Here is a 25340-nt window from a genome sequence, read left to right on the forward strand (position 1 = left end):
GGTTCGATACATGCTCAGAGGCCGTAGGACCGGCCGATGATCTCTCGCTGGATCTCGCTGGTGCCCGCATAGACGGTCGCGATGATCGATTGCCGGAGGTGGCGCTGCATGTCGTACTCCAGCGTGTAACCGGCCCCACCCATCATCTGCATGCCCTCGATCGCGATCCGCTTGGCGGTCTCGGTGACCTTCAACTTGATCATCGAAGCCTCCCGGGGCACCTGCCGGTCGGGGTCGCGGTCCAGCTTCCGGGCCGCGTCGCGCACGAGCAGCCGGCAGCACTCCACCTCCGTGGCCAGGTCGGCGATCCGGTGCCGGAGCGCCTGGAAGCTGCCGATCGGCCGATCGAACTGCTCCCGCTCCTGGATGTAGTCCAGCGCGTCGTCGAACGCCCGCCTGGCGTGACCGAGGAACACCGCACCGCACATCAACCGGTCCGCGTTCAAGCAGCGCATGATCTGGTGCCAGGCACCGCCCTCGGTGCCGATCACCCGGTCCTCGTCGACCTCGACATCGGTGAGGTAGACGTCGTTAACCTCGTCGCCGCCCATCGTCGCGATCGGACGGATCTCGAGCCCCGGGGTGCCCACCGGGATGTCGAGCATGGTGATCCCGGCGTGCTTGTCCCCGGTGCTGTCGGTCCGGCAGAGAACCAGGATCCGGGAGGCGATGTGCGCACAGGAGATCCAGGTCTTCTGCCCGTTGACGATGAACTTCCCGCCCCGCCGCTCGGCCCGGCACATCATCGCTCCGGCGTCCGAGCCGGCGCCGGGCTCGCTGATCGCGGTGGCCAGGACCTCTCCCCGGCAGACCCCGCCGAGGATGTCCTGCTTCTGCGCCTCCGTGCCGAAGCGCTGCACGACCGTGGCGCTCACCAGGGAGACGCCCAGCCCGAACAGCGGCGCCTTCCCGTAGGCCATCTCCTCGACGAGATGGCAGGCGTCGCTGGTGCTCCCGCCTCCGCCGCCGTAGGCCTCCGGGATCGCACAGCCGATCCAGCCGAGGTCGGCCAGCTTGCCGAACAGCTCGGCGCTGTGCGTGATCCGGTCGCCCTCGCTGAGCGCGCGCCGCTGCTCGCGCGTCCCGCACTCCCGCCGGGCGAAGTCGCGCAGCGACTCCACGAACTCGTACCGGTGAGCCGGCATGTCCTCCGTCGACGTCATGTCCACCCTCTTCCGCGCGCCCTCCCGGTCAGGAGGCGCTGCCGCCGTTGTCGATCGCATAGAGCAGTCCCGAGGTGAAGGCCGTGGCGTCCTCGACCAGGTGCACCGCGACCTCCGCCACCTCGTCCGGTCGCCCCCACCGGCCCTGTCTGCGGTCGAGGTAGTCCCCGACGTCGTCCACCCCGAGGCCCCGGGCCAGCACCGCAGCCCCGCCGTGCGCGGCCGCGGTCCCGATCAGTCCGGGCACGATCGCGTTGACCCTGATCCCGGCGCCACGCAGTTCGACCGCCGCGGTGCGGGTCAGCGCCTCGACCCCGGCCTTCGCCGCCGAGTACGCCCCCATCCCCGGCAACGCCCGTCCGCCGGCGAGCGAGGACATGTTCAGGATCGCGCCACCACCCCGGCGCCCGATGGCCGGAGCCGCGTGCCGGATGCCGTGGAAGGTTCCGGTGAGGTTGACCCCGATGACCCGGGCCCACTCCTCGTCGTCGAGGTCGACCAGGTCCCGCGCCGAGCCGAGCCCGGCGTTGTTGACCATGATGTCCAGCCCGCCGAACCGGGCCTCGGCCTCGGCGACCGCCGCGGCGACGTCCTCCGGCACCGAGACGTCACAGCGGACGGCACGTCCGCCGGCCTCCTGCCCCGCCGCCACGTCGGCGACGAGCACATCGGCGCCCTCCGCGACGAACCGGTCCGCGATCGCCGCCCCGATGCCGTGCGCGCCACCGGTGACGAGCACGGCCTTCCGGTCCAGCCGTCCCGGCGTGACGGCGATGTCCGTCGGCATCAGCGCACCCGCGGACGGAACTCGGCCCGGCCGGGCTCGCCGGCGTAGACGTCATGGACAACCCATGAGGCAGGATTCCCGATGAACAACGTGTGGTTGGTGACCAGGACACGGTCGCCCAGGAACGCCACGCTGGCCGGGTCGTCCATCGGCACGTCGAGCAGGAGGTTCTCGGCCGGGTTCGCGGGGTTGCGGCCGATCTCGCGCCCCTCGGGCGAGAGCACGACCACCGCGTTGGCGAACGCCAGAGCGGCGTAGACGTTGCCCGACTCGGCGATCGCGAAGCCGTCGATCCCGTCCGCCGGCCGGCTCTCCCAGAACAGCTCGAGCTCGCCGGCGCCACCATCGGGTCCGATGTCGATGGTGTAGAGCCTGCTCGTGTCCGGACGCGGCGGGAGGCCGTCCGCCGGGCCGGTCAGGGACTGGGCGAACATGATCGTGTCCTCGTCGACGAACTCGATCCCGTTGGCGCCGAAGACGCTCTCGATCCGCGGATCGGAGAACCAGACCTCCGCCTCGCCACCGCCGGGCGGGACACGCCAGATCAGGGCCTGGGCCACGTCGGTGACGTAGAGCGCACCGTCCGGTCCGAAGGTGAGACCGTCCGGGATCGCACACTGGGTGACCAGCGTGAGCGCGCTCGCCTGCACGCAGAGCTCCTTGACCTGGGCGAACGTCGCGTAGTCGGTCTGCTCACCGGTCGCCGGATCGAGCGCGATCACCCGCTGCGGATACCGGTCGAGGGCATAGACGATCCCGTCGCCGTCCTGGGCCAGGCCGACGACGCCGGCGCCGTGCCGCGGATCCTGCCCCTCGATCACGTGTTCCGCGACGAGCTCACCGGCCGGATCGTAGGCGAAGATCTTCGACGGGCCGGTGTGCGGCTCGCTGATGTGCTGCTGCGTGCCGACGTAGACGGTTCCGTCGTCGGCGACGGTGATTCCCTCGGGGTGCCCCGGAGCCGGGACGTCCGCGAAGATCTCGATGTCGAGCCACTCCCGCTCGACTCCCCCGTCTGCCTCGGCGTGTGCCGTCGCGACCAGCGCTCCCACGCCGAGTGCTGCGACGGCTCCCACCGCTGCCGCGCGCCGCATACCTCGGCGCCGGTTCTTCTGCCACCTCATCGTGTCCGAACCTCTTTCAATCTTACCTAACCAGTTAGGACTGTTTAGCAGCCGGTAGAGGCTCGGTCAATCACGAAGAGCGCATCGGCGCGCCCCGGCCGACGCCGGACTCGGGCGTCCGGGCAGGGGCCCGGAGGATGTAGGCACCGGTCACGTAGACTTCCCGCATCTCCGCGGCGAGGGCGGGTGCACGCTGACCCGCCGTGATCGACGTGGGCCGATCCCGATCGGCTCCTCTCGCCGCGCGCCCTTCACGCAGCAATATCGACGAGGAGCACTCCCGTGGCCCAGACCCGCATTCCTGCCGAGAACCGGACCGAGTTCGGCAAGGGCGCCGCCCGCCGCACCCGCAGGGCAGGCAAGATCCCCGCCGTCCTCTACGGGCACGGTACCGACCCGGTGCACCTGTCGCTGCCGTCGCTGGAGTTCGCGGCCGTCGTCCGTGACCAGGGCCGCAACGCCGTGGTCGAGCTGGACGTGGCCGGCAGCGCCCCGCAGCTGGCGCTGACCAAGACCGTGGTCGTGCACCCGCTCCGCCCCTACGTCGAGCACGTCGACCTGCTCGTGATCAAGCGCGGCGAGAAGGTCGAGGTCGAGCTCGACGTCCACGTCACCGGCACCGCCGCCCCGGGCTCGCTGGTCACCCAGGACATGAACACCGTCGTGATCGAGGCCGACGCGCTGAACATCCCGGAGAGCATCGAGGTCTCCGTCGAGGGCGCCGAGATCGGCACCCAGTACTTCGCCAAGGACCTGAACCTGCCCAAGGGCGTCGAGCTGCGCACCGACGAGGAGTACCTGGTCGTGCAGGTCGTCCCGGCGCCGACCGAGGCGGACCTCGAGGCCGAGGTCGACACCGAGGGTGCCGGCGTCGTCGAGGAGCCCTCCGACGAGGAGCAGGCCGAGGCCGCCGAGACCGCCTCCGACGAGTCCGCCGAGGGCGGTTCCGCCGGCTCCGAGGGAGACTCCGAGAAGTGAGTTCCCCGCCCGGCCCCGCTCTGGTGGTCGGGCTCGGCAACCCGGGCCCGGAGTACGCCGAGACCCGGCACAACGTCGGTGTCCACGTCGCCGCACTGCTGGCGTCGCGGGCCGGCGCGGGCCGGTTCTCGGTGCACAAGCGGACGAACTCCGATGTGGCCCAGGGCCGGCTCGCCGGCCGCCCGGTGACCGTGGCCGTCCCCCGGACGTACATGAACCTCTCGGGCGGCCCGGTCGCCGGGCTCGTGAACTACTTCTCGATCCCGCCGACCGAGGTGATCGTCGTCCACGACGAGCTGGATCTCGAGTTCGGAGTCGTCCGGCTCAAGCGTGGCGGCGGCGAGGGCGGGCACAACGGCCTGCGCTCGATCAGCCGCTCGCTGGGGACGAAGGACTACCTGCGGGTGCGGTTCGGGATCGGCCGCCCACCCGGCAGGCAGGATCCGGCGGACTACGTGCTCAAGCGGTTCTCCGGCACCGAGAAGAAGGAGCTCGATCTCGGGCTCGACCTGGCCGCCGACGCCGCCGAGGCGCTGCTCACCGACGGTCTGGAGCCGGCGCAGAACCGGTTCCACCCGCTGTCCGGCTGACCCGCCCCTCCTCAGGGAGGGGGCGGGGTCAGACGATCAGGTCGGCGGTGGCGGCGCGGCGGAGCTTGCCGGACGGTGTCTTGGGCAGGCTGCCCGGGGCGAGGACCGCGACCTCGGCCGGGCGGACGCCGACCGCGGAGACCACACGCCGGATGACGTCGTCGCGGATCGCCTTCATCGCCTCGGCGCTGTCGGCACCCTTCGCCTCGACCGCGACGGCGAACGACTCCCGGTGCCGGCCCTCGCCGGCCGCGATCCGCACGGCGACGACGTTGCCCGCCCGCACGCCCTCCGCGGCGCCTGCCGCACGCTCGATGTCGGTCGGGTAGATGTTGCGGCCGCCCATGATGATCACGTCCTTGGTGCGGCCGCAGACGACGACGGCGCCCCCGTCCGTCAGGTAACCCTCGTCGCCGGTGTCGAACCAGCCGTCGCCGTCCTGCGTGGACACCGGCCCGTCGATGGTCAGGTAGCCCGGGGTCACCGCGTCCCCGCGCAGGTGCAGCACGCCGACCTCGCGCGGGCCCAGCTCCCGCCCGCCCCGGCCGACGACCTTCACCTCGATCCCCGGCAGCGGGGGGCCGAGCTCCGGGAACTCACGGGCCGGACCGGACGCCGCGGGGGTCGCCAACCGATGTGCCTCCAGGGCCTCGGCGTCCACCCGGTCCACCACCAGTCCGTTGTGGACGGGCGCGAAGGCGACACCCAGCGCGGTCTCGGCCATGCCGTAGGCACACAGCACCGACTCCGGCCGCAGCCCGAAGCGGGCCCCGGCGGTGGTGAAGGCCTCGACCGCGGCCGGGTCGACCGGCTCGGCGCCGTTCAGCGCGATCCGCAGCGACGACAGGTCGAGCTCGCCGTCGTCGACCCGGGCGAGCTGGCGGGCCAGCACCGCGTAGGCGAAGTTCGGAGCGGCGGTGACCGTGCCGCCGTAGCGCGAGATCAGCTCGGCCCACAGCCGCGGCCTGCCGAGGAAGTCCATCGGGGTCACCGTGACCAGGTCCAGCCCGACCGTCATCGGGACGGTCAGGAACCCGACCATCCCCATGTCGTGGAACAGCGGCAGCCAGGACACCATCCGGTCGGTCGTGACGTCCAGTTCGGACGCGGTGACCATCGCCCTGATGTTGGCGTGCAGGTTCGCGTGGGTGATCCGGACGGCCTTCGGGGTCGCGGTGGACCCACTGGTGAGCTGCAGCAGCGCCGTGTCGTCCTCGCCCGCCACGTCCGCCGAGGCGGTGAACGCGGCCGCGTCTCCCGCCAGCGAGTCCAGCGTCCGGAACGGGATGCCCTGCTCGGTCAGGACCGGGGCGAGCGCGTCGAACGGCGGGCCGAGCAGCACCAGCGAGGCGTCGATCATCTTCAGCGTGGCGACGGTGTCGGCAGCCCACACCGCGAGGTCGGTGCGCGCGGTCGGCTGGTGCAGCATCGTCACGCTGCCCCCGCACAGCCACACCGCCTGCGCCACCGGCGCGATCGACACCGGCTCCCCGGCGAGCACGCCGATCGCGCCGCCGAACGGGAGTGCGGGCTCGCCTGCTTCCCCGGGCCTGCGCAGCGCGTCCGCGGTCGCCCGGGCGGCGTCGTGCACGTCCGCCCAGCTCCGCCGCAGCGCGTGGTGCGGCTCCCCCGTCGTCATCCCGCGCAGCTCCCGATCGGGGCCGGTCGCGGACTCCAGCAAGGTCGCCAGGAAGCGGGACATGCTCACGACCCTACTGACCCACCGTCGCCGGGCGCGCGTGATCGGCGACCGGTCGGCCGCGACACCACCCCGGCGTAACATCCGGCGACATGGTCGAGCAGCAGATCAGCAGCCCTCCAGCGGAGCTCTCCGAGGCCGTCGACGCGGTCCTGCCGGGTGCCCGCACCGATCTGGAGACCCTGGTCCGCATCCCGAGCATCTGGGCCGATCCGGCGCACGCCGAGGACACCCGCCGCAGCGCCGACGCCGTCGCCGGCCTGGCCCGCGACGCCGGTGCCACCGATGTGCAGGTCATCGCCGCCGAGGGCGGTGCTCCGGCCGTGGTCGCCCACTGGCCGGCACCGGAGGGCATGCCGACGGTCATGCTCTACGCCCACCACGACGTCCAGCCCACCGGCGGCGACGAGCACTGGGCCAGCCCGCCGTTCGAGCCGACCGAGCGCGACGGGCGGCTCTACGGTCGCGGCGCGGCCGACGACAAGGCCGGCGTCATGACCCACCTCTCGGTGCTGCGCGCCTACGGCGGCACGCCCCCGGTCGGCGTCGTCCTGTTCGTCGAGGGCGAGGAGGAGTCCGGCTCCCCCACCCTCACCGCGCTGCTGGAGCAGCACCGCGACGCGCTCGCGGCGGACGTCATCGTGATCGCCGACGCGGCCAACCCGGCCGTCGACGTCCCCGCGCTCACGACCAGCCTGCGCGGGCTGGTCGACGTCGTCGTCGAGGTGTCGATGCTGGAGCGTCCGGTGCACTCCGGCATCTACGGCGGCCCGGTCGGCGACGCGCTCACGGCGCTCTGCCGGACGCTGGCGACCCTGCACGACGACAAGGGCGAGGTCGCCGTCCCCGGCCTGGTGCACGGCAGCTCCGACGCGCCCGACCCGGACGAGGCGACCTACCGCGCCGACGCCGGCCTGCTCGACGGCGTCGAGTTCCTCGGTACCGGCAGCATCCCGGACCGGGTCAACCAGAAACCGGCCGTCGCGGTGCTCGGCATCGACGCGCCGAAGGTCGCCGAAGCCGCCAACGTGCTGCTCCCCCGGGCGCGGGCCGTGGTGAGCATGCGCCTCGCCCCCGGCCAGGACGCGGCCCGGGCGCAGCAGTCCCTCGCCGAGCACCTGCGGCGCAACGTGCCGTGGGGCGCGCACGTGAGCGTGACGCCGGGAGCCGGTGTCGCCGAGCCGTTCAGCCTGTCCTCGACCGGCGAGGTCTACGACCACGCCCGGGCCGCGTTCTCCTCGGCCTACGGCAACGCGGCGGTGGAGACCGGGATCGGCGGCTCGATCCCCTTCATCGCCGAGTTCGCGCGGACCTTCCCGGGTGCCGCCGTGCTGGTGACCGGGGTCGGTGACCCGGCCAGCCGCTGGCACGGCATCGACGAGTCCCTGCACCTGGAGATGTTCGGCAAGGGCGTGCTCGCCGAGGCACTGCTGCTGCACCGGCTGGCCGGGCGGACCTGACCGCGTGCCGCCCGGCGCCGCCGGGTATGCAGAGCCCATGAGATTCGGCATCGCGACGTTCGTGACCGACGAGGGCATCCGCCCCGGACCGCTGGGGCGTGCACTGGAGGAGCGCGGTTTCGACTCGGTGTTCCTCGCCGAGCACTCCCACATCCCGACCAGCCGGAAGTCGCCGTACCCGGGCGGCGGGGACCTCCCCCGGGTCTACTACCGGACCCTCGACCCGTTCGTCACGCTGGCCGCAATGGCCGAGACCACGACCGACCTGTTGCTCGGCACCGGCATCGCGCTGATGCCGCAGCGCGACGTCATCCACACCGCGAAGCAGACGGCGAGCCTCGATCTCATGTCCGGCGGGCGCCTGCTGTTCGGGGTCGGCGCGGGCTGGAACCGCGAGGAGATGCGCAACCACGGGGTGGACCCGGCGAAGCGCGGCCCGCTGATGACCGAGCAGCTGCACGCGCTCAAGGCACTCTGGACACAGGAGGAGGCCGAGTTCGACGGCGAGCACGTCCAGCTCGAGCGCTCGTTCTGCTGGCCGAAGCCGGTCAGTACCCCGCACCCGCCGATCTACCTGGGCGGCGAGAGCGAGGCCGCGCTGAACCGGCTCGCCGAGGTCGGCGACGGCTGGCTGCCCCGCGCGCACACCTCGTTCGACGAGATCAAGCGGGTGCGGGCGGATCTCGCGGACCGCGGCAAGCCGGACGTCCCGACGACCGTGTTCGCCGGCCCGCCGGACCCGGCGGCGATCGCCGGATACGCCGAGGCAGGCGTCGAGCGGGTGACGTTCCTGCTCCCGACGCGGCCGGAGTCGGAGACCCTCACGAAGCTGGACGAGCTCGCGCAGGTGGCCGAGAAGGCCCGCTGAGGCGGGAGCCGCGGCGTACCTACGACGTCGGCCGGTCCCGTCGCCGTCCCCCCGACGAGCGGCGACGGGAACCGGCCCGTTCCCCCCGCGCCCCGGCGACGCTCCCCAAGCCCGCCGTGACGCGTTCACGACGGTAGCCGCACACCGGGGCGTTCCGGATCGGTCGAAATACTGATATCCGGGCCGATCGTCTCCTACCTGAGTAGGAGAGGACCTAACCCTCGGCGCGCTCGGCCGCGTCCATCCACTCGATCTCGACCGACTCCCGCTCGGTGACGACGGCCTTGCGCTCGCGGTCCAGCTCGACCAGCCGGCCCGGGTCGGTCGCCGCCTCGGCCAGCTGGGCGTGCAGCTTCTCCTCCTGCTTGGTGAGCTGCTCCATCCGCCGTTCGAGGCGCTGCGCCTCCTTCCGGGCGGCCCGCTGGGCGGCGGCGTCCACCTTGGGCGCGGCAGGCTTCGCCACGGGCGCACCGGACGCCTGCGGTGCCGTGGGTGCCGCGCCGGCCGGGCCGCGGCCGGCGGCGGCCCGCCGGGACAGGTACTCGGGGATCCCGCCGGGCAGGTGGGTGAGCGAGCCGTCGCCGAACAGCGCCAGCACCTGGTCGCAGACCCGCTCGGTGAGGTACCGGTCGTGGCTGACCACGACGAGCGTGCCCGGCCAGCCGTCGAGCAGGTCCTCCAGGCCGGTGAGGGTGTCGACGTCGAGGTCGTTCGTCGGCTCGTCGAGCAGCAGGACGTTCGGCTCGTCCATCAGCAGCCGGGTGAGCTGCAGCCGGCGCCGCTCGCCGCCGGACAGGCGTCCGACCGGGGTCCACTGCCGGGAGGCGGGGAACCCGAGCCGCTCCAGCACCTGCGACGCCGTCATCTCCTGCTTGCCGAACCGCACGTACTTCGCGACGGCCTCGGTCGCCTCCAGCACGCGCATGTCGGCGGGCAGGTCGATCAGCTCCTGGCTCAGCTGCGCCAGCTTCACGGTGCTGCCCTGCACCCGGCGGCCGCCGTCGAGGTCGCACTGACCGGACAGGGCGCGCAGCAGCGTCGTCTTGCCCGAGCCGTTGATGCCGACGATCCCGACCCGGTCCCCGGGACCGAGCCGCCAGGTGACCCGGTCCAGCAGCGTGCGGCCGGCGACGTGCACGGTCGCGTCCTCCAGCTCCAGCACGGTGCGGCCGAGCCGGTTGGTGGCGAACTGCATCAGCTCGACGGTGTCGCGCGGGGCCGGGACGTCGGCGATCAGCGCCTCGGCGGACTCGATCCGGTACCGCGGCTTCGACGTGCGCGCGGGCGGTCCGCGGCGCAGCCACGCCAGCTCCTTGCGGGCGAGGTTGCGGCGGCGCTGCTCGGCGGCGTCGGCCTGGCGGCTGCGCTCGGCGCGGGCGTAGACCCAGTCGGCGTAGCCGCCGAGGTAGGACTCGACGCGCCCGTTCGCGACCTCCCAGGTGCGGGTGCAGACGGTGTCGAGGAACCAGCGGTCGTGCGTCACGACCACGAGCGCGATCCGCCGGTCGACCAGGTGCTGCGCGAGCCAGCCGATGCCCTCGACGTCGAGGTGGTTGGTGGGCTCGTCGAGCACGACGAGATCGAGCTCCCCGACCAGGGTGGCGGCCAGGGCGACCCGGCGCTTCTCCCCTCCGGACAGGCCGTCGGTGGATCGCTCGACGTCGGTGATCCCCAGCCCGTCGAGCACGTCCCGCACGCGGGGATCGGCCGCCCACTCGTGGTCGGCGTCGTAGTGCTGCAGGACGATGTCGCGCACCCGGGACCCGGCGGGGAAGCGGTCGCGCTGCGCGAGATGGGCCATCCGCAGGCCGCCGACCCGGCTGACCCGGCCGCCCTCGGCCGGGCGCTCGCCGGTGATCACGTCGAGCAGGGTGGTCTTGCCGCCGCCGTTCAGCCCGACGACGCCGATCCGCTCGCCCTGTTCGACGCCGAGCGAGACGGCGTCGAGCAGCACGCGGGAGGCGTCGCCGGGAACGTGCGCGGTGACGTTCTCGAGGTTGAGCAGGTTCGCCATCAGTCGTTCACTCTCATCAGGCACGAGCCGGGGGCCAGGCGTCCGACGCCGACGGCCCGCCGCGTTCGGGTGGGGGTTCGTCGTCGATCACACGGGCACCGTGCACCGGGCCGTGCGCGACGCGGACGGTGCGGCACACGCCCATCCCGGCCAGCTCGGTGGCGACCTCGACGGCCGCGTCGGCGTCGGCGCAGAGGAACGCGCAGGTCGGCCCGGACCCGGACACCAGCCCTGCCAGCGCGCCCGCGTTGACCCCGGCGCGCAGCGTGCGGCGCAGGTCCGGGGCCATCGAGACGGCGGCGGCCTGCAGGTCGTTGCCGAGGTTGAGGGCGAGCTGGCGCGGGTCGCCGCCGGCGAGCGCCTCCAGCACCGGTTCGACCGGGCGGTCCGGGGCCTCGCCGTCGCCGCGCAGCCGGTCCATCTCGCCGAACACCGCCGGGGTGGACAGCCCGCCCCGGGCCAGCGCGATCACCCAGTGCAGCTTGTGCCGGGCCAGCACCGGGATGATCCGCTCGCCGCGGCCGGTGCCGAGCGCGGTGCCACCGTGCAGCCCGAACGTCACGTCCGAGCCGAGCTCGGCGGCCAGCTCGGCGAGATCGTCGCGGCCCAGCTCCATCCGCCACAGCGTCGACAGCGCGACGAGCGCGCCGGCGGCGTCGGCGGAGCCACCGGCCATCCCCCCGGCGACCGGGATGCCCTTGCGCAGGGTCACCCGGACGTCCGGGTCGCGGCCCGCCTTCTGCGCCAGCAGCTCCACGGCGCGCCAGGCCAGGTTGGTGGCGTCGATGGGGACCTCGGCGACGCCGTCGCCGTGCACGTCCAGGGCGGGCTCGTCGGCGCGCTCCACCGAGACCTCGTCGAACAGGCTCACCGCGTGGAAGACGGTGACCAGGTCATGGAAGCCGTCCGGCCGCACCCCGCCCACGGCGAGGTGCAGGTTGATCTTCGCGGGGACCCGGACGGTGACCGGTCGCGGAACGGCGGACAGCACCGTTCAACCCTACGGGCCGCGGTCGAGGTCGTGCCGCCGACCGGCCGATCCAGGTGGGAGGGCTCACCCGCGGCCGGGTGGGCGGGGTGCAGGGTGCGCGGAACCCGCTCACCTCGCGAGCGGTTCTCCGGGTGGAGGGGCCCCGACCGGCGCGACCTCGTCCGCTGAGACCGTGGCCGACCGGCGGGCCAGGAGGTGGCGCGGTGTGGCGAAGAACGCCACCGCGACCAGGCCGATCACCAGGACGGCGGCGGGGAGCAGCACCGACTGGGCCATCGCGTCGGCGAACGGACCCCGCACCGCCTCGGGCAGCGGCCCGCCGGCGGCCGCGGTCTCCGGCGAGCCCGAGCCCCCGTCCCCCGCACCGGGGACCAGGGCGGCGATCCGGGACTGCATCAGCACGGCGATGCCCGCGCTGCCCAGCACCGCGCCGACCTGGCGGGTGGTGTTGTAGATCCCGGACCCGGACCCGGCCTGGTCCATCGGCAGGTTGCGGGTGGCGCTGGTGGAGATCGGCGCCCACACGCACGAGTTCGACACACCGAGCAGCGAGATCGGCAGCAGGAGCTGCCAGACAGGGGTGTCGGGCCCCATCACCAGCGCCAGCCAGAGCAGACCGAGGACGAACGTGGCCATGCCGAACCCGCCGATCAACCGCGGGTGGATCCGGTCGGTCAGCTTGCCGGTCCACGGCGCGAGCCCGCCGGAGAGGATCGCCAGCGGCGCGAGCAGCAGCGCGGCCTCGGTCGGCGAGAACCCGCGGACGCTCTGCGCGTAGATCATCAGCGGGAAGCCCTGGGCGGTGATCGCGAACCCGACGGTGCAGATCGCGATGTTGGCCAGCGAGAAGTTGCGGTCCCGGAACAGCCGCAGCGTCACCAGCGGTTCGCTGCCGCCGAGCCACCCGCCCGGCCGATCGCCGGGCCGGCTACCGAGCACGGCCTGCCACCACACGAAGACGACGAGCACCGCGGCCCCGGTGACGATCAGCGCCCAGACCGGTACCGCGCCGACGATCGGGCCCCAGTCGTACTTCTGGCCCTCCTGGATACCGAAGACGAGCAGGAACATGCCGGTCGCCGACAGCACGACGCCGACCAGGTCGAACCGCCGCTTCGAGACCGTCAGGGACGGCACCAGCTTCCAGACCGCGACGAATGCGGCGACACCGAACGGCACGTTCACGAAGAAGATCCACTGCCAGCCGAGACCGCCGACGAGCAGCCCGCCCAGGATCGGACCGGTCAGGGTGGCGACCCCGGCGACCGCGCCCCACAGGCTCATCGCGCGGCCACGCTGGGCAGCCGGGAAGGTGCGGGTGATCACGGCCATCGTCTGCGGCGTCATCATCGCCGCGCCGAGCCCCTGGGCGACGCGCGCGAGGATCAGCCCGCCGACAGTCGTCGTCAGGCCGCACCACAGCGACGCCAGGGTGAACACCGCGAGCCCGGCCAGGTAGACGCGCTTGGGCCCGAACCGGTCACCGAGCCGGCCGGTGATCAGCAGCGGGACGGCGTAGGCCAGCAGGTAGGCGCTCGTCACCCAGATCACGGAGTTGACGTCGGTGCCGAACGCGCTCAGCAGCGCCGGGGTCGCGACGGTCACGATCGTGGCGTCGACCAGGATCATGAAGAACCCGATGACCAGCGCCCACAGCGCGGGCCAGGGGCTGGTCCCGTCCGTGCCGACCACGCGTTCGCTCGACAGTGTCACGGCGTCATGATGCACGGCACGGGCGTCATGATGCCTTCGCCCGCGCCACCGCGGCGAAGTCCGCGACCGTCAGCCGCTCGGCCCGGGTCATCGGGTCGATACCCGCGGCGCGCAACGCCGTCTCGGCGGCGGCCGGGGAACCGGCCCAGCCCGCGAGGGCCCCGCGCAGCACCTTGCGCCGCTGCGCGAAGGCCGCCTCGATCACCGCGAACGTCGCGGCCCGGTCGGCACCGGGCGGCGGGTCCTGCCGGGTGAAGGAGAGCAGTCCGGAGTCGACGCCCGGGACCGGCCAGAACACCGACCGCGGGACGGGGCCTGCCCGGCGGGCGTCGGCGTACCAGGCGAGCTTGGCGCTGGGCGAGCCGTACTCCCGCGAGCCGGGACGCGCCGCGAGCCGGTCGGCGACCTCGGCCTGCACCATGACGAGGCCCCGTTCGATGCCGGGCAGCTCGGCGAGCAGGTGCAGCAGGACGGGGACGGCGACGTTGTAGGGCAGGTTCGCGACGATCGCGGTCGGCGCGGCCCGGCCGGGGACGGCGAGGTCGGCGGCGCTCACCCGCAGCGCGTCCGCGCCGGTCACGGTGAGCCGGTCCGCGAGATCGGGAGCCCGGTCGGCGACGGTCTCCGCGAGCCGGTCGGCCAGCACGGGATCGATCTCGATCGCGTGCACCCGGTCGGCGACGGGGAGCAGGGCGAGGGTGAGCGAACCGAGGCCCGGACCGACCTCCAGCACGACGTCGTCGCCCCCGACGCCGGCGACCTTCACGATCCGGCGGACCGTGTTGGCGTCGTGCACGAAGTTCTGGCCGAGCTTCTTGGTGGGCCGCAGACCGAGCTGGTCGGCCAGCACCCGGACCTCGGCGGGGCCCAGCAGCCGGGCGGTCCCGTTCTCGCTCACACGCTCATTCTCGCCGGGGCCGCTTCGGCCCTCGACCGCCGGGCCTCAGTTCAGGCCGAGCTTGCTGGAGCACGAGGGCCAGGCGCTGTAGCCGCCACGGTCGTCGCGCACCTTCTCGGCGACCGAGATCTGCTCCTCGCGGCTCGCCTTGCCCGCGGTGGGCGCGTACTCGTCGCCGCCGTAGGACTGCCAGGTCTGCTTGTCGAACTGCAGGCCACCCGAGTAGCCGTTGCCGGTGTTGATCGACCAGTCGCCGCCGGACTCGCACTTCGCGAGCTTGTCCCAGGTGGCGCCGTTGGAGACGGCCGGAGCGGAGGACCCCGTCTTCTCCTGGGCCTTCGCCTGGGCCTCCTCCACGATCTCCTCGGCCTTCTTCTTGGTGCCGACCTTCACCACGCGCGGCGCGGCCGGCGTGTCCTGGCCGGCGCCGATCCGCTCGCGGGAGACCTCGCGGCCCTGGTCGTAGGTCACCCGCCAGATCACGCTGCGCTCGCCCTCGCGGCCCGGGTCGACGACGGTGCGGGTGCCCTCCTCCAGGTTCGGGTCCTGCACCTCCCGCTCCGGGACCGGCAGCTTCTGCGACTCGACGACCTGCGCGGCGACGATCTGCGACCCGGTGACCGGCGCGGCGACCGGGGCGAACGACGCGGGCGACGACCGCTGCTGCTCCAGCGCCATCGACGCGGTACCGAGATCGGTCGACGCGGCGGCCAGGTCGGCGCGCAGGGTCTGCGGCTCCGGCTCGGCCTGCGGCGTCATCACGGCGGCGGCGAGCCCGCCGGTCGGCACGGAGAACAGCGCGGCGGCGGCGACGGTGCGGACACCGGCCTTCGACCGGCCGGCACCGGCGCGGTGCCGGCCGTCGTAGGTGACGTACCCGGCCTCGTCGGCGGACAGCCCGGCCGGGGCCGGCGCACCGGACACGGGAAGGGGACGCGTGACGTCGTCGTCGGGGGAAAGACCAACGCTGCGCTCGAACATGATGTCCCGGTGTCTCGGCTGGCCGGTCAGGGGGCGTGACCTGCGGAGACGACGGCCGGCGCGGAGCCGGGGAGCGGAACCGCATGCTGGGGAGCGGACGACCGTCGTCCCGCGGGTCGGGGGAGCGACCCCATCCCGGCGGGTACGGCGAGCGACGTTAGCGGACCGTGACCGACCGTGAAGCACCCCGGCACCCCGGCGGCGGCGAACGGACGGTGATCCACGCCGAGTGACAGCGACTCCGCCATCCGCCGCGGTGGGCGGCGTTATTCGGTTGCGCCCGTCCGGAAGACCCGTTCGGCGTTGCGCCGTGCCATCTCGGCGACGCGGGCTTCCGGCTCACCACGGGTGGCGGCGATGCCGCGCACGGTCCACGGCAGCACGTACGGCTCCCCGGCCCGCCCGCGTTGCGGGTGCGGGGTGAGGAACGGGGCGTCGGTCTCCACCAGGAACTGCTCGTCCGGGACCAGCGCCGCGGCGGCCCGCAGCTCGTCGTTGCGCTTGAAGGTGACCGGCCCGGCGAAGGACAGCACGTAGCCGGCGTCGACGCACTCGCGCGCCATCGCGGCGTCGCCGGAGAAGCAGTGGAAGACCACCGTCTCCGGGGCGCCCTCCTCGCGCAGGATCCGCAGGACGTCGTCGTGCGCGTCCCGGTCATGGATCATCAGCGGCTTGCCGATCCGCTTGGCCAGCCCGATGTGCCAGCGGAAGGCGTCCTGCTGGGCCGAGGGCGGCGCGTGGTCCCAGTAGTAGTCCAGGCCGGTCTCGCCGACCGCGACCACCCGCTCGTCGGCGGCGAGCCGCTCGATCTCGGCCAGGTCGCCGGAGGTCACCGACGCCGTGCGGGTGGGGTGCAGCGCGACCGCCGCCCACACCCGGTCGTCGGCGTGCGCGGCGCCGACCGCCCAGCGCGCGGCGGCCAGGTCGTCAGCGATCGTGACCGCCCCGACGACACCGACCGCCGCCGCCCGGTCCATCGCGGCGACGACGTCGGCGCCGGTCTCGCAGCCGGTCGCGTCGAGGTGGGTGTGGCTGTCGATCGTCGGTGCCGCGAGCGGCTCCGGCGGCTCCGGGCGAGGACGGCGGCCGTGCGCACCGCTCTGCCCGGACGACGGGCTCACTGCTGGACCGGGGCCCACTCCGGGCCCGTTTCCCCCAGCTCCGGCGCGAGCTTGGCGAAGATCGGCGCCGGCTTGGCCAGCGGCCGGCCGGTCGCGATCGGGGTGGATCCCCAGTGCGCCTGTTCGGCCGCGTAGTCCCCGGTCAGGACCGGGTACGCGGGCCCGTCACCCAGGTCCTCGACCGTCTGCCGCTCGGGCTGCGCCGCCCACACCCCGGTGCCGCCGAGCGCCTCGTGCACCTTCTGCGCCGAGTGCGGCAGGAACGGGGTGAGCAGGGTGTTGGCGTCCTGCACGACCTGCAGCGCGGTGTGCAGGATCGTGTCCCGCCGCTCCGGGTCGTCCTTGCGCTTCCACGGCTCCTGGTCGGACAGGTAGCGGTTGGCCGCGGTGACCACCCGCATCGCCTCGCCGGCGGCCTGCTTGAACCGGTTGCGCGCGAGCAGCCCGCCCACGGTGTCGAACCCGGCCTTGGAGTAGGCCAGCAGCTCGGCGTCGGCCTGCTGCGGGGCCTTCGGCTCCGGGATCGCGCCGACGTTCTTGTGCGCCATCGAGATCGACCGGTTGACCAGGTTGCCCCACTCGTTGGCCAGCTCGAAGTTGACCCGGCGGACGAACTCGTCCCAGGTGAAGTCGACGTCCTGGCTCTCCGGCCCGGCGACGGCGATGTGGTAGCGCAGCGCGTCCGGCCCGAACTCGCGCAGGAAGTCCCCGACGTAGATCACGTTGCCGCGGCTGGTGGAGAACTTGGAGCCGCTCATCGTCAGGTACTCCGACGACACGACCTCGCTGGGCAGGTTCAGGTTCCCGAACGCCCCCGGCTCGCCGCCGCGGTCGCCCTGCCCGTTGTGCCCGAGCATGATCGCCGGCCACATCACCGAGTGGAAGGTGATGTTGTCCTTGCCCATGAAGTAGTACGCCTGGGCCGCCGGGTCGGTCCACCACTGCTTCCAGGCGTCCGGGTCGCCGCTGCGCCGCGCCCACTCGACCGACGCCGAGAGGTAGCCGATCACCGCGTCGAACCAGACGTAGATCTTCTTCATCGGGTTGTCCGACCAGCCGTCCAGCGGCACCGGGACGCCCCACTCGAGGTCGCGGGTGATCGCCCGCGGCTTGAGGTCCTTGGCCAGGTTCGCCGAGAACCGCAGCACGTTGGGCCGCCAGTCGGTGCGGGTGGACAACCAGGACCCGAGCGACTCGGAGAACGCCGGCAGGTCGAGGAACAGGTGCTCGGTCTCGATGAACTCGGGGACCTCACCGTTGATCCGCGAGCGCGGGTTCTTGAGGTCGGCCGGGTCGAGCTGGTTGCCGCAGTTGTCGCACTGGTCGCCGCGGGCGCCGTCGTAGCCGCAGATCGGGCAGGTGCCCTCGATGTAGCGGTCCGGCAGCGTCCGCCCGGTGGACGGGCTGATCGCGCCCAGCTGCGTCTTGGGGATCACGTAGCCGTTCTTGTACAGCGACGTGAACATCTCCTGCGCGACCTCGTAGTGGTTCGAGGTCGTGGTGCGGGTGAACAGGTCGTAGGACAGGCCCAGCCCCTGCAGGTCCCGGGTGATCACGTCGTTGTACTTGTCGGCCAGCTGCCGCGGGGTGAGTCCCTCGGTGTCGGCCTGCACCTGGATCGGGGTGCCGTGCTCGTCGGTGCCGGAGACCATCAGCACCCGGTCCCCCGCCATTCGCCGGTACCGGGCGAAGACGTCGGAGGGCACACCGAAGCCGGACACGTGGCCGATGTGCCGGGGACCGTTGGCGTAGGGCCACGCCACGGCGGTCAGCACGGCATCGTTCATGGTGTCCAGCGTATTCACCGGTACGAACGCGCCGCGCGGCGCCACCCGCCGCCGGACCGGCCGGCTCAGTCCCGGGCGGCCAGGGCCGCGTTGTACAGCTCCCGTTTCGGCACGCCGGTCGCCTCGGCGACGGCGGCGACGGCGTCCTTGAGCCGCTCACCGTCGTCGGTGCGCTCGCGGACGGCGTCGACCAGGCTCTCCACCGGCGGCGCCTCCCGCGGCTGCGCCCCGGCCAGCACGATCGTCACCTCGCCGAGCACGTCCCCGGCCGCCGCCCAGTCCGCCAGCTCGGCCAGGGTGCCCCGCACCACCTGCTCGTGGGTCTTGGTGAGCTCCCGGCACACCGCGGCCCGCCGCTCGGCGCCCAGCACCTCGACGGCGGCGGCGAGGGTGTCGGCGGTGCGCCGCGGCGACTCGAAGAACACCGCGGCCCGGCGCTCATCACGCAGCGCCTCCAGCCACCGGCGCCGCTCGCCGGGGCGGCGCGGCGGGAAGCCGTCGAAGCAGAACCGCTCGCAGGGCAGCCCGGAGAGCACCAGCGCCGTCGTCACCGCCGACGGGCCGGGCACGCAGGTGACCGGCAGGTCCTCGGCGGCGGCCGCGGCCACCAGCCGGTAGCCGGGGTCGGACACCGCGGGCATCCCGGCGTCGGACACGACCAGCACCGTCGCCCCGTCCCGGACGGCGGCGAGCAGCCCGGGCAGACGCTCGGCCTCGACGGCGTCGTAGTGGCTGACGATCTTGCCGGTGTAGGTGACCGGCAGTGACGCGGCCAGGGTCCGGAACCGGCGGGTGTCCTCGGCGGCGATCACGTCGGCGGTACCGATCAGCTCCCGCAGCCGCGGGGAGGCGTCCCGCGGGTCGCCCAGCGGGGTCGCGGCCAGTACGAGGACGCCCGGCGCGGACGCGGACGGCGCCTCGCGTCCGGAGGCAGCGGGAGTCGGCACGCCGTCCAGCCTACGATCGAGGGCGATGGCCACCTCGACCACCGACCCCGGGAGCCGGGTGGCCGGCACGGCTCCGGAGCGGGGGCTGACGCCCCTCGGCAGTCCCCCGCCGCTGCGGCGGGCCGACCCCGGACAGGCTGCCCGGCTCGGCGTCCCGCCGCCGTCGGACCGGCTGCGCGGATGGCTGGTGACGGCCGGCGTGGTGCTGATCGCGGTGCTGCTGCGGTTCTACGACCTGGGCGATCCGACCGATCGTGGCACCCCGGTCTTCGACGAGAAGCACTACGTGCCGCACGCCTGGGAGATGGTCCGCAACGGCGGCGTCGAGAACAACCCGGGCTACGAGAAGATCGTCCATCCGCCGCTGGGCAAGCAGCTGATCGCCCTGGGGCAGCTGGTGTTCGGCTACGACGGCGTCGGCTGGCGGGCCGCGGCCGCGCTGGCCGGGGTGCTGACCGTGCTGCTCGTGGCGCGGGCCGGGCGCCGGCTCACCCGCTCGACGGCGCTCGGCGGACTCGCCGGGCTCCTGCTGGCCGCCGACGGGCTCTCGCACGTGCAGTCCCGGATGGGGATGCTCGACGCGTTCTCCGCGCTGTTCGTGGTGGCCGCGTTCGCCGCGCTGCTCTGCGACCACGACGACGTGCGTGCCCGGATGGCCCGGGTGGTCGCCGACGGCAGGGTCGGCGACACCCCGTTCGGGCCGCGCTGGGGGGTGCGCTGGTGGCGGCTGGTGGCCGGGGTCTGCCTCGGCCTGGCCTGCGCGGTGAAGTGGAACGGCTCCTACTACGTGGCCGCGTTCGGCGTGCTCTGCGTGCTGTGGGACGTCTCGTTGCGCCGCCGCGCCGGGGTCGCCCGGCCCTGGGCGGGGACCGTCGTGCGGGACCTCGCCCCGGCGCTGTGGGCGCTCGCGCTGGTCCCGATCATCACCTACGTGGCGTCCTGGTGGGCGTGGTTCGGCAGCGAGAACGCCATCGACCGCTACCAGGTCGGGCGCGAGATCGGCACCGGCGGGCCGTTCGCCTGGGTGCCGGACGCGATGCGGTCGCTCTGGTACTACCACGGCCGGGCGCTGTCCTTCCACGAGAACCTGACGACCACCTCGACCGGGGCGCACCCGTGGGAGTCGAAGCCGTGGACGTGGCCGATGGGGCTGCGCCCGATGCTCTACCGCTACTCCGACAACGCGGCCGGCTGCGGCGAGTCCGAGTGCGTGTCGGCGGTCATGCTGATCGGCACCCCGGCGCTGTGGTGGGCGTCGATCCCGGTGCTGGCCTGGGGCCTGTGGCGGGCGGTGACCCGGGCCGACTGGCGGTGGACGGCGGTGCTGGTCGGCTACGGCGCCGGGTTCCTGCCGTGGTTCGTCAACCTGGACCGGCAGATGTACTTCTTCTACATGATGCCGGTGGCGCCGTTCCTGGTGCTGGCGGTCGTGCTGGTCATGGGACGGCTGCTGGGGCACACCGGGCAGAGCGAACGACGGCGGCGGATCGGGCTGCTGCTCGTCTCGGCCTGGGTGGCGCTGATCGCGGTCAACTTCGTGTGGCTGTGGCCGATCCTGGTCGGTGACCCGATCACCCAGGCACACTGGCAGGCGGAGCTCTGGCTACCGTCCTGGCGGTGAGAACAGGGTTGCGGGCCGGTCGTTGCGCTGAACAGGTGAGTACGGCGTCGGTTCGGAACCCTGGGGGGTTCCGAACCGACCACTCTTCTGTGAGCACTGCCCTCCCCACGATCCGCCGCGCCGCCGTCGTCCTCGTCGCCGGCGCCGTCGCGCTCCTCCTCGGCGCCTCCCCCGCATGGGCGCACACCGAGCTCGAGTCCAGCAACCCCGCCGCGGAGTCGGAGGTCGCGCAGGCCCCGGCCGAGGTGACCCTGACGTTCACCGAGGCCATTCCCGCCGGGACCGCACGCGTCACGGTCACCGGGCCGGACGGCACCGACCGTGCCGCCGGTGCACCCACCGGCCAGGACGGCACCCTGACCGTGCCGCTGGAACCGCTCGGTGCAGCCGGGGTCTACACGATCGAGTACCGGGTCGTCTCCGACGACGGCCACCCGGTGTCGGGCACCGTCCCCTTCACCCTGACCGCGCCGGGCCCGGCGGCGGCGCCCGCGAGCGCTCCGGCGGCCGTGCCCGCTGCACCGTCTGCCGGGCCGTCCGACGCACCGTTCGTCACGCCGGAGACCACCGGGACCGCCGAGACCCCGGTCGCCGGTACGGCTGGGGACGGCGAGGGCGCGCCGGTGTGGCCGTGGCTGCTGGGCGCCGTCGTCGTGCTCGGCGGCGGGGTGGTGTACGCGCTGCGCCGGGCGAGGAGCTGAGCTCCGCGGACGCACCGGCCCGGGAGCCGGCGGCCGTACCCGCCGCCTGGGTCGCCGTCGTCCTCGGCGCGGCGGTGGCCACGGCCGCGCTGACCGGCGGGATCGGGCCGGGCGGCACCGGACCGGACCTCGCCCGGACCCTCGCGCGGGCCGCGGCCGATCTCGCGGCGCTGGCCGTCGCCGGGGCGGCACTCGTGGCCGTCCTGGCACCCGGCCGGGTCCCGGGCGCCGACCGGGTGCTCGCGGCGGCCGTGCCCGCCTGGCTCGCCGCGCTGCTCGTCGAGGCCGTGGCGCGCGGCGCGCTCCTCGCCGGTGTCCCGCTCACCGCGGTCCGGATCGGCGACGTCACCGGCCAGCTCACCGGGATCCGGGCCGGTCAGGGCCTGCTACTGGCCGGGGTCGCGGTACTGCTGCTCGCCGGGGCGGCCGCCGGGCGCCCGGCGCGCCCCGGCCAGGGCACCGGGCCGCCGGTGCTCGTGCTCGTCCTGGCAGTGATCGGGGCGGCCGCGCCCGCCGCGACCGGGCACGCGGCCGCGTCGGCGCGGGCGGTGCTCGCCGTCCCGGGTGTCGTGCTGCACGTGGCGGCGGCCCTGCTGTGGGTCGGCGGGCTCGGCGCGATACTCGTCCTGGCCCGGGACGCCGACGTCCTGCGCACGGCGCTCCCCCGGTTCTCCCGGCTCGCCGGCGCCGGCATCGCGGTACTGGCGCTGTCCGGGCTGCTCGCCGCGACCGCCCGGCTGTCCTCGCCGCTGGAGGTGTTCACCACCGCCTACGGCGGCGTGCTCCTGGCGAAGATCGTGCTGCTCGCCGGGGCGGGAGCGCTGGGCTACCTCACCCGGCGCCGGCTGGCCGCCGGACGGCTGCCGGTCCTCGCCTGGGCGACGATCGAGATCCTGCTGCTCGCCACCGCGACCGGTGTCGCGGCGACGCTGACTCACACCGCGTAGCGGCGCGCGCCGGAGCCGAACCCGAGCCAGGTGTGCCGGTTGTTCCACCAGCACCAGCCGACCTTCGGCGCGTCCCGGCGTTCCTTCCCGTCCCGCCCGGTCCCGTTGGAGATCCAGACGGCGGGGGTGCGGGCGTCGAGCCGGCCGTTCGCCTTCCGGAGCCGGGAACCGGTCGTCATGAAGCAGTGGTTGCGCTCGAGCACCTCCGGGGCCTGCAGCACCCACTGGACGCCCTCGGTGAGCAGCATCGGCACCCGGGCGCGGGCGGCGAACTGCTCCTCGGCCTCCGCGGGTGAGGCGTTCTGCAGGTCGTCCCCGCGCTCGAGGTCCTCCAGCAGCCACACCGGTGTGTCCGGGACCTCGGTGACCGGGGCGAAGTCGTCGGCGTCGGTCATGTCCTCGACGACGAACCCGGGCCGGCCGGCGCGGCGCATCAGCGGTGCGATCACCGACGGCGCCAGACCTCCGACGACGAGCAGCCCGGGCCGGTCGGGCAGCGCGGCCGCCTCCTTCCGAAGCAGGTCCGGGGTGAGCGGGCCGGTGGCCCCGATCTCGATCAGCTTCTCGGCCTGGTCTGCGACGGGCGGCAGGGCGGGGAGGGGCACCCGCGCGATCGTACCCACGAGACGACGAAGGCCGGACCCGTCCGGGCCCGGCCTGTGAGGAAATGGTGGAGCTGAGGGGAATCGAACCCCTGACCTTCTCGATGCGAACGAGACGCGCTACCAACTGCGCTACAGCCCCGTGGCCCGCCCTCGCGGACCGACCTGGAGAACACTAACAGACCCCTACTCACCCACCGCACGCCGGTGGGTGATCGGGTCGTCGAGCACGTCCGGCTCCTCCTCGGCGTTCACGTCGACCAGCGACGTCCCGGTCGGGACCGGGGGCGGCGGGGCAGCCGCGAGCCGGGGCAGCGACGACTCGTGCTCGGTCGAGGCCGGCCCCTCGACGGTCCGGCGGCGGGCGGGCAGCACCCCCAGCGGCTCGCCGGTCCCGCGGACGCGGGAGGGCTCGCCGTCGTCGGAGGTCCAGTCCACCTCGTCCTCGACCTGCGCCGTCCCGTCCTCGTCCGCGGCCTCGTCCTCGGGAGCCGGGGTGTCCCGCTCGTCCTGGTCCCCGATCTCCGGCTCGACCTCCTCCACCGGGGCTCGGCGGGCACCGGTGAGCCGTGCGGCGCGGCGTGCCCGGATCGACTCCTCGATCCGGACCTGGCGGCGCAGGTAGGTGAGGTACCCGACCAGTCCGACCCCCAGCGCGCCGGCCACCCACCAGAACACGGTCGAGACCAGCAGCGCGGTGGCGCCCGCGGCGAGCAGCAGCACCAGCAGCGCGAGGACGACGCGCTGGCGGAACGTGTACTTGGCGTGCGCCGTCGCGGCGGCGGCCTCCGGGTCGAACCCGCCCCGGCCGGGCCGGTAGCGGGCCGGCGGGTCCCGGTCCTCCTCCTCGTCGAGCTCGTCGTGCGGCCCGTCGTGGTCGAGGTGGTCGTCGTGGTCGAGGTCGGCGTCGTCGTCGTGGTCGGTGTCGTCGAGCCGGTCGTCCGGAGTCCGGTCGTACGAATCCCCGTCGTCCCGGTCGTCGTCCCGATCAGCCCGGTCGTCCAGCTCCTCCGGGTCGCCGCGGCGGTCCCCGAGGGCGGAGCGATCGCCCCGGTCCTGCTCGTCGAGCTCGAGATCCGCGTCGCCGGGGCCGTCCCCCTCGCGGTCCGTGGCCGGCCGGGGGTCGCGCTCCCGGCCGTCCCACTCGAGGTCGTCGTCGAGGCCGTACACGCGGCCGTCGTCGTCGATCTCGGCATCGAACTCGTCGTAGCGGTCGGCGTCGTGGTCACGTTGACCCGGGACGTCGCCCCGGGTCTCGACCAGCTCGCCGACGGTGCTCGGAGCAGATCGCTCCATCTGGCCCACCTCCGGGTATCGATGCCGCATCGGACGTTCCAGCACCCGCCCGGACAACAGCGCCGGGCTGAGCCGCGCCACCTCCTGCTGACGCCGGGCGACGGTCGGCACGAGAATCAGGAGCCACAGCACCACCAGGCCCACGAAGATCAGAGAGCTGGGCACGGCTGCCTCCTCCCCGACCGGCGCAGTCCACCCGGTGAGCCGGTCCCGACCCCGCCCACCGTGGATCACCATAAGAGGGAGACGGCGCGGGATCCGGCCGCGACGCGCCGTGGTCCCTCGGACGGACCGCGCGAAAGCAGTGACAGCCGGTACTCATGTGACTCCGGTGGGTCACAACCCACTCGGGAATGATCACTGACCGTGCTCGGAGCCGCCGGTCAGGCCCGTGCCGCGCGACCCTCCCGGACGAGTTTCGCGACGAAGCCGCCCGGCGGGATCTCCTCCGCGGTCAGGGCGTAGCCGTAGTGGTCGCGCCAGGCCCCGTCGACGTCGAGGTAGCGGCGCAGCAGCCCCTCGCGCCGGAACCCGAGCCGGCTCAGTACGGCGATGCTGGCGACGTTCTCCGGCCGGACGGTGGCCTCCACCCGGTGCAGCCGCACCGGCCCGAAACAGTGGTCGAGCACCAGCGCGACCGCCGCCGTGGTGATCCCCCGGCCGCCGAGCCGCGAGTCCATCCAGTACCCGACGTACGCCGAGAGCAGCGGCTCCCGCACGACGTTGCCGACCATGACGTGCCCGGCCAGTACTCCGTCCACCTCGATCGCGAACGGCAGCGACAGCCCCCGCCGCGCGGACGAGCGCAGCAGGTACCAGCGGCCCGGCCACTCGACCGACGAGTTGCGGCGGGCCCAGCCACCGTGCGTGGTGGTCTCCCACGGGCGCAGGTGCTCCTCGTCGCGCAGCCGGATCCGGGCCCACTCCCCGCCGTCGCGCAGCCGGACCGGACGGAGCCGGAGGACGTGCTCGCCCACCCGCACCGGCCCGAGCCGGGCCGGCCAGCCGGGGTGGCTGCCCGGCGGCTCCGGGACGGTGGGCGGGGGCACGCC

General features: G+C 73.7%; 22 protein-coding genes and 1 tRNA gene. 7 read left to right on the top strand and 16 right to left on the bottom strand.

Going from position 1 to position 25340, the window contains the following annotated elements:
- Positions 1-14 precede the first annotated feature (14 nt).
- Genes JOF36_RS33200 through JOF36_RS33210 form a run of 3 tightly spaced genes read right to left on the bottom strand, consistent with a single transcriptional unit; the run spans position 15 to position 3074 of the window.
- Positions 15-1163 carry an acyl-CoA dehydrogenase family protein gene (locus JOF36_RS33200; RefSeq protein WP_245351064.1) on the bottom strand — a complete coding sequence of 383 codons (1149 nt, stop codon included), beginning with the start codon at positions 1161-1163 and terminating at the stop codon, positions 15-17.
- Positions 1164-1191: 28 nt separating this feature from the next.
- Positions 1192-1950: an SDR family NAD(P)-dependent oxidoreductase gene (locus JOF36_RS33205; RefSeq protein WP_210034633.1), complete on the bottom strand. Its 759-nt coding sequence runs from the start codon at positions 1948-1950 to the stop codon at positions 1192-1194.
- Positions 1950-3074, bottom strand: coding sequence for an SMP-30/gluconolactonase/LRE family protein (locus JOF36_RS33210; RefSeq protein WP_210034634.1), 1125 nt, complete (start codon positions 3072-3074; stop codon positions 1950-1952). The genes JOF36_RS33205 and JOF36_RS33210 overlap by 1 nt, the downstream gene beginning before the upstream one ends.
- 282 nt (positions 3075-3356) lie before the next feature.
- Here JOF36_RS33210 and JOF36_RS33215 point away from each other — a divergent pair, with 282 nt between their 5' ends.
- Together JOF36_RS33215 and pth are read left to right on the top strand one after the other, a co-directional pair.
- The gene (locus JOF36_RS33215) at positions 3357-4052 is read left to right on the top strand and encodes a 50S ribosomal protein L25/general stress protein Ctc (RefSeq protein WP_210034635.1); all 696 of its coding nucleotides are present in this window, start codon (positions 3357-3359) and stop codon (positions 4050-4052) included.
- Positions 4049-4642 carry an aminoacyl-tRNA hydrolase gene (gene pth, locus JOF36_RS33220; protein WP_210034637.1) on the top strand — a complete coding sequence of 198 codons (594 nt, stop codon included), beginning with the start codon at positions 4049-4051 and terminating at the stop codon, positions 4640-4642. The genes JOF36_RS33215 and pth overlap by 4 nt, the downstream gene beginning before the upstream one ends.
- A gap of 28 nt (positions 4643-4670) precedes the next feature.
- Here the strand turns inward: pth and JOF36_RS33225 are convergent, their stop codons facing one another.
- Positions 4671-6344: a fatty acyl-AMP ligase gene (locus JOF36_RS33225; RefSeq protein ID WP_210034639.1), complete on the bottom strand. Its 1674-nt coding sequence runs from the start codon at positions 6342-6344 to the stop codon at positions 4671-4673.
- An 89-nt stretch (positions 6345-6433) separates the two neighbouring features.
- On the opposite strand from JOF36_RS33225, the gene JOF36_RS33230 reads away from it, so the two are divergent.
- Together JOF36_RS33230 and JOF36_RS33235 are read left to right on the top strand one after the other, a co-directional pair.
- Positions 6434-7801 carry a dipeptidase gene (locus JOF36_RS33230; protein ID WP_210034640.1) on the top strand — a complete coding sequence of 456 codons (1368 nt, stop codon included), beginning with the start codon at positions 6434-6436 and terminating at the stop codon, positions 7799-7801.
- 37 nt (positions 7802-7838) lie between these two features.
- Entirely contained in the window at positions 7839-8669 is an 831-nt protein-coding gene (locus JOF36_RS33235; RefSeq protein ID WP_210034643.1) for an LLM class F420-dependent oxidoreductase, read from the top strand.
- Positions 8670-8883: 214 nt separating this feature from the next.
- On the opposite strand, the gene JOF36_RS33240 is transcribed toward JOF36_RS33235, so the two are convergent.
- From JOF36_RS33240 to rsmI, 8 genes are all read right to left on the bottom strand, one after another.
- Entirely contained in the window at positions 8884-10683 is a 1800-nt protein-coding gene (locus JOF36_RS33240; RefSeq protein WP_210034645.1) for an ABC-F family ATP-binding cassette domain-containing protein, read from the bottom strand.
- Between the two features lie 16 nt (positions 10684-10699).
- The gene (locus JOF36_RS33245) at positions 10700-11674 is read right to left on the bottom strand and encodes a 4-(cytidine 5'-diphospho)-2-C-methyl-D-erythritol kinase (RefSeq protein WP_210034647.1); all 975 of its coding nucleotides are present in this window, start codon (positions 11672-11674) and stop codon (positions 10700-10702) included.
- A 108-nt stretch (positions 11675-11782) separates the two neighbouring features.
- The gene (locus tag JOF36_RS33250; protein ID WP_307862711.1) at positions 11783-13387 is read right to left on the bottom strand and encodes a DHA2 family efflux MFS transporter permease subunit; all 1605 of its coding nucleotides are present in this window, start codon (positions 13385-13387) and stop codon (positions 11783-11785) included.
- A 25-nt stretch (positions 13388-13412) separates the two neighbouring features.
- On the bottom strand, positions 13413-14285 hold the full coding sequence (gene rsmA, locus JOF36_RS33255; protein ID WP_210034649.1) for a 16S rRNA (adenine(1518)-N(6)/adenine(1519)-N(6))-dimethyltransferase RsmA: 873 nt from the start codon (positions 14283-14285) through the stop codon (positions 13413-13415).
- A 45-nt stretch (positions 14286-14330) separates the two neighbouring features.
- Complete coding sequence (locus JOF36_RS40465; RefSeq protein ID WP_210034651.1) at positions 14331-15266, bottom strand: resuscitation-promoting factor; 936 nt, start codon at positions 15264-15266, stop codon at positions 14331-14333.
- A 266-nt stretch (positions 15267-15532) separates the two neighbouring features.
- A complete protein-coding gene (locus JOF36_RS33265; protein ID WP_210034652.1) occupies positions 15533-16387 on the bottom strand; it encodes a TatD family hydrolase in 855 nt (284 codons plus the stop codon).
- Positions 16384-18174 carry a methionine--tRNA ligase gene (gene metG / locus JOF36_RS33270; protein WP_210034654.1) on the bottom strand — a complete coding sequence of 597 codons (1791 nt, stop codon included), beginning with the start codon at positions 18172-18174 and terminating at the stop codon, positions 16384-16386. The genes JOF36_RS33265 and metG overlap by 4 nt, the downstream gene beginning before the upstream one ends.
- Before the next feature lie 65 nt (positions 18175-18239).
- Positions 18240-19121, bottom strand: a complete 882-nt coding sequence (gene rsmI / locus JOF36_RS33275) for a 16S rRNA (cytidine(1402)-2'-O)-methyltransferase (protein WP_307862712.1) — start codon at positions 19119-19121, stop codon at positions 18240-18242.
- 25 nt (positions 19122-19146) lie between these two features.
- On the opposite strand from rsmI, the gene JOF36_RS33280 reads away from it, so the two are divergent.
- The 3 genes from JOF36_RS33280 to JOF36_RS41155 all read left to right on the top strand — a co-directional run bounded on the left by JOF36_RS33280 (position 19147) and on the right by JOF36_RS41155 (position 22390).
- Positions 19147-20742: a dolichyl-phosphate-mannose--protein mannosyltransferase gene (locus JOF36_RS33280; protein WP_210034656.1), complete on the top strand. Its 1596-nt coding sequence runs from the start codon at positions 19147-19149 to the stop codon at positions 20740-20742.
- A gap of 89 nt (positions 20743-20831) precedes the next feature.
- Positions 20832-21443 carry a copper resistance CopC family protein gene (locus JOF36_RS33285; protein ID WP_307862713.1) on the top strand — a complete coding sequence of 204 codons (612 nt, stop codon included), beginning with the start codon at positions 20832-20834 and terminating at the stop codon, positions 21441-21443.
- Positions 21374-22390 carry a CopD family protein gene (locus JOF36_RS41155; protein WP_210034658.1) on the top strand — a complete coding sequence of 339 codons (1017 nt, stop codon included), beginning with the start codon at positions 21374-21376 and terminating at the stop codon, positions 22388-22390. The genes JOF36_RS33285 and JOF36_RS41155 overlap by 70 nt, the downstream gene beginning before the upstream one ends.
- Here the strand turns inward: JOF36_RS41155 and JOF36_RS33295 are convergent.
- The 4 genes from JOF36_RS33295 to JOF36_RS33310 form a co-directional block, all read right to left on the bottom strand.
- A complete protein-coding gene (locus JOF36_RS33295; RefSeq protein ID WP_210034660.1) occupies positions 22378-22995 on the bottom strand; it encodes a DUF5701 family protein in 618 nt (205 codons plus the stop codon). The two genes, JOF36_RS41155 and JOF36_RS33295, sit on opposite strands and share 13 nt — an antisense overlap.
- A gap of 63 nt (positions 22996-23058) precedes the next feature.
- A tRNA-Ala gene (locus tag JOF36_RS33300) sits at positions 23059-23134 on the bottom strand.
- A gap of 44 nt (positions 23135-23178) precedes the next feature.
- Positions 23179-24453: a divisome protein SepX/GlpR gene (gene sepX / locus JOF36_RS41160; protein ID WP_210034662.1), complete on the bottom strand. Its 1275-nt coding sequence runs from the start codon at positions 24451-24453 to the stop codon at positions 23179-23181.
- 218 nt (positions 24454-24671) lie between these two features.
- Positions 24672-25337 (bottom strand): GNAT family N-acetyltransferase, encoded by a 666-nt coding sequence (locus tag JOF36_RS33310; RefSeq protein ID WP_307862714.1) that lies wholly within the window; start codon positions 25335-25337, stop codon positions 24672-24674.
- Positions 25338-25340: the final 3 nt, after the last annotated feature.

Source organism: Pseudonocardia parietis, assembly GCF_017876315.1.
GTDB lineage: Bacteria > Actinomycetota > Actinomycetes > Mycobacteriales > Pseudonocardiaceae > Pseudonocardia > Pseudonocardia parietis.

Bases quoted from the DNA above. Each gene is read 5' to 3' on its own strand.
- JOF36_RS33200 (WP_245351064.1), bottom strand. From the start codon at position 1,163: ATGACGTCGACGGAGGACATGCCGGCTCACCGGTACGAGTTCGTGGAG.
- JOF36_RS33205 (WP_210034633.1), bottom strand. From the start codon at position 1,950: ATGCCGACGGACATCGCCGTCACGCCGGGACGGCTGGACCGGAAGGCC.
- JOF36_RS33210 (WP_210034634.1), bottom strand. From the start codon at position 3,074: ATGAGGTGGCAGAAGAACCGGCGCCGAGGTATGCGGCGCGCGGCAGCG.
- JOF36_RS33225 (WP_210034639.1), bottom strand. From the start codon at position 6,344: ATGTCCCGCTTCCTGGCGACCTTGCTGGAGTCCGCGACCGGCCCCGAT.
- JOF36_RS33230 (WP_210034640.1), top strand. From the start codon at position 6,434: ATGGTCGAGCAGCAGATCAGCAGCCCTCCAGCGGAGCTCTCCGAGGCC.
- JOF36_RS33235 (WP_210034643.1), top strand. From the start codon at position 7,839: ATGAGATTCGGCATCGCGACGTTCGTGACCGACGAGGGCATCCGCCCC.
- JOF36_RS33240 (WP_210034645.1), bottom strand. From the start codon at position 10,683: ATGGCGAACCTGCTCAACCTCGAGAACGTCACCGCGCACGTTCCCGGC.
- JOF36_RS40465 (WP_210034651.1), bottom strand. From the start codon at position 15,266: ATGTTCGAGCGCAGCGTTGGTCTTTCCCCCGACGACGACGTCACGCGT.
- metG (WP_210034654.1), bottom strand. From the start codon at position 18,174: ATGAACGATGCCGTGCTGACCGCCGTGGCGTGGCCCTACGCCAACGGT.
- JOF36_RS33280 (WP_210034656.1), top strand. From the start codon at position 19,147: ATGGCCACCTCGACCACCGACCCCGGGAGCCGGGTGGCCGGCACGGCT.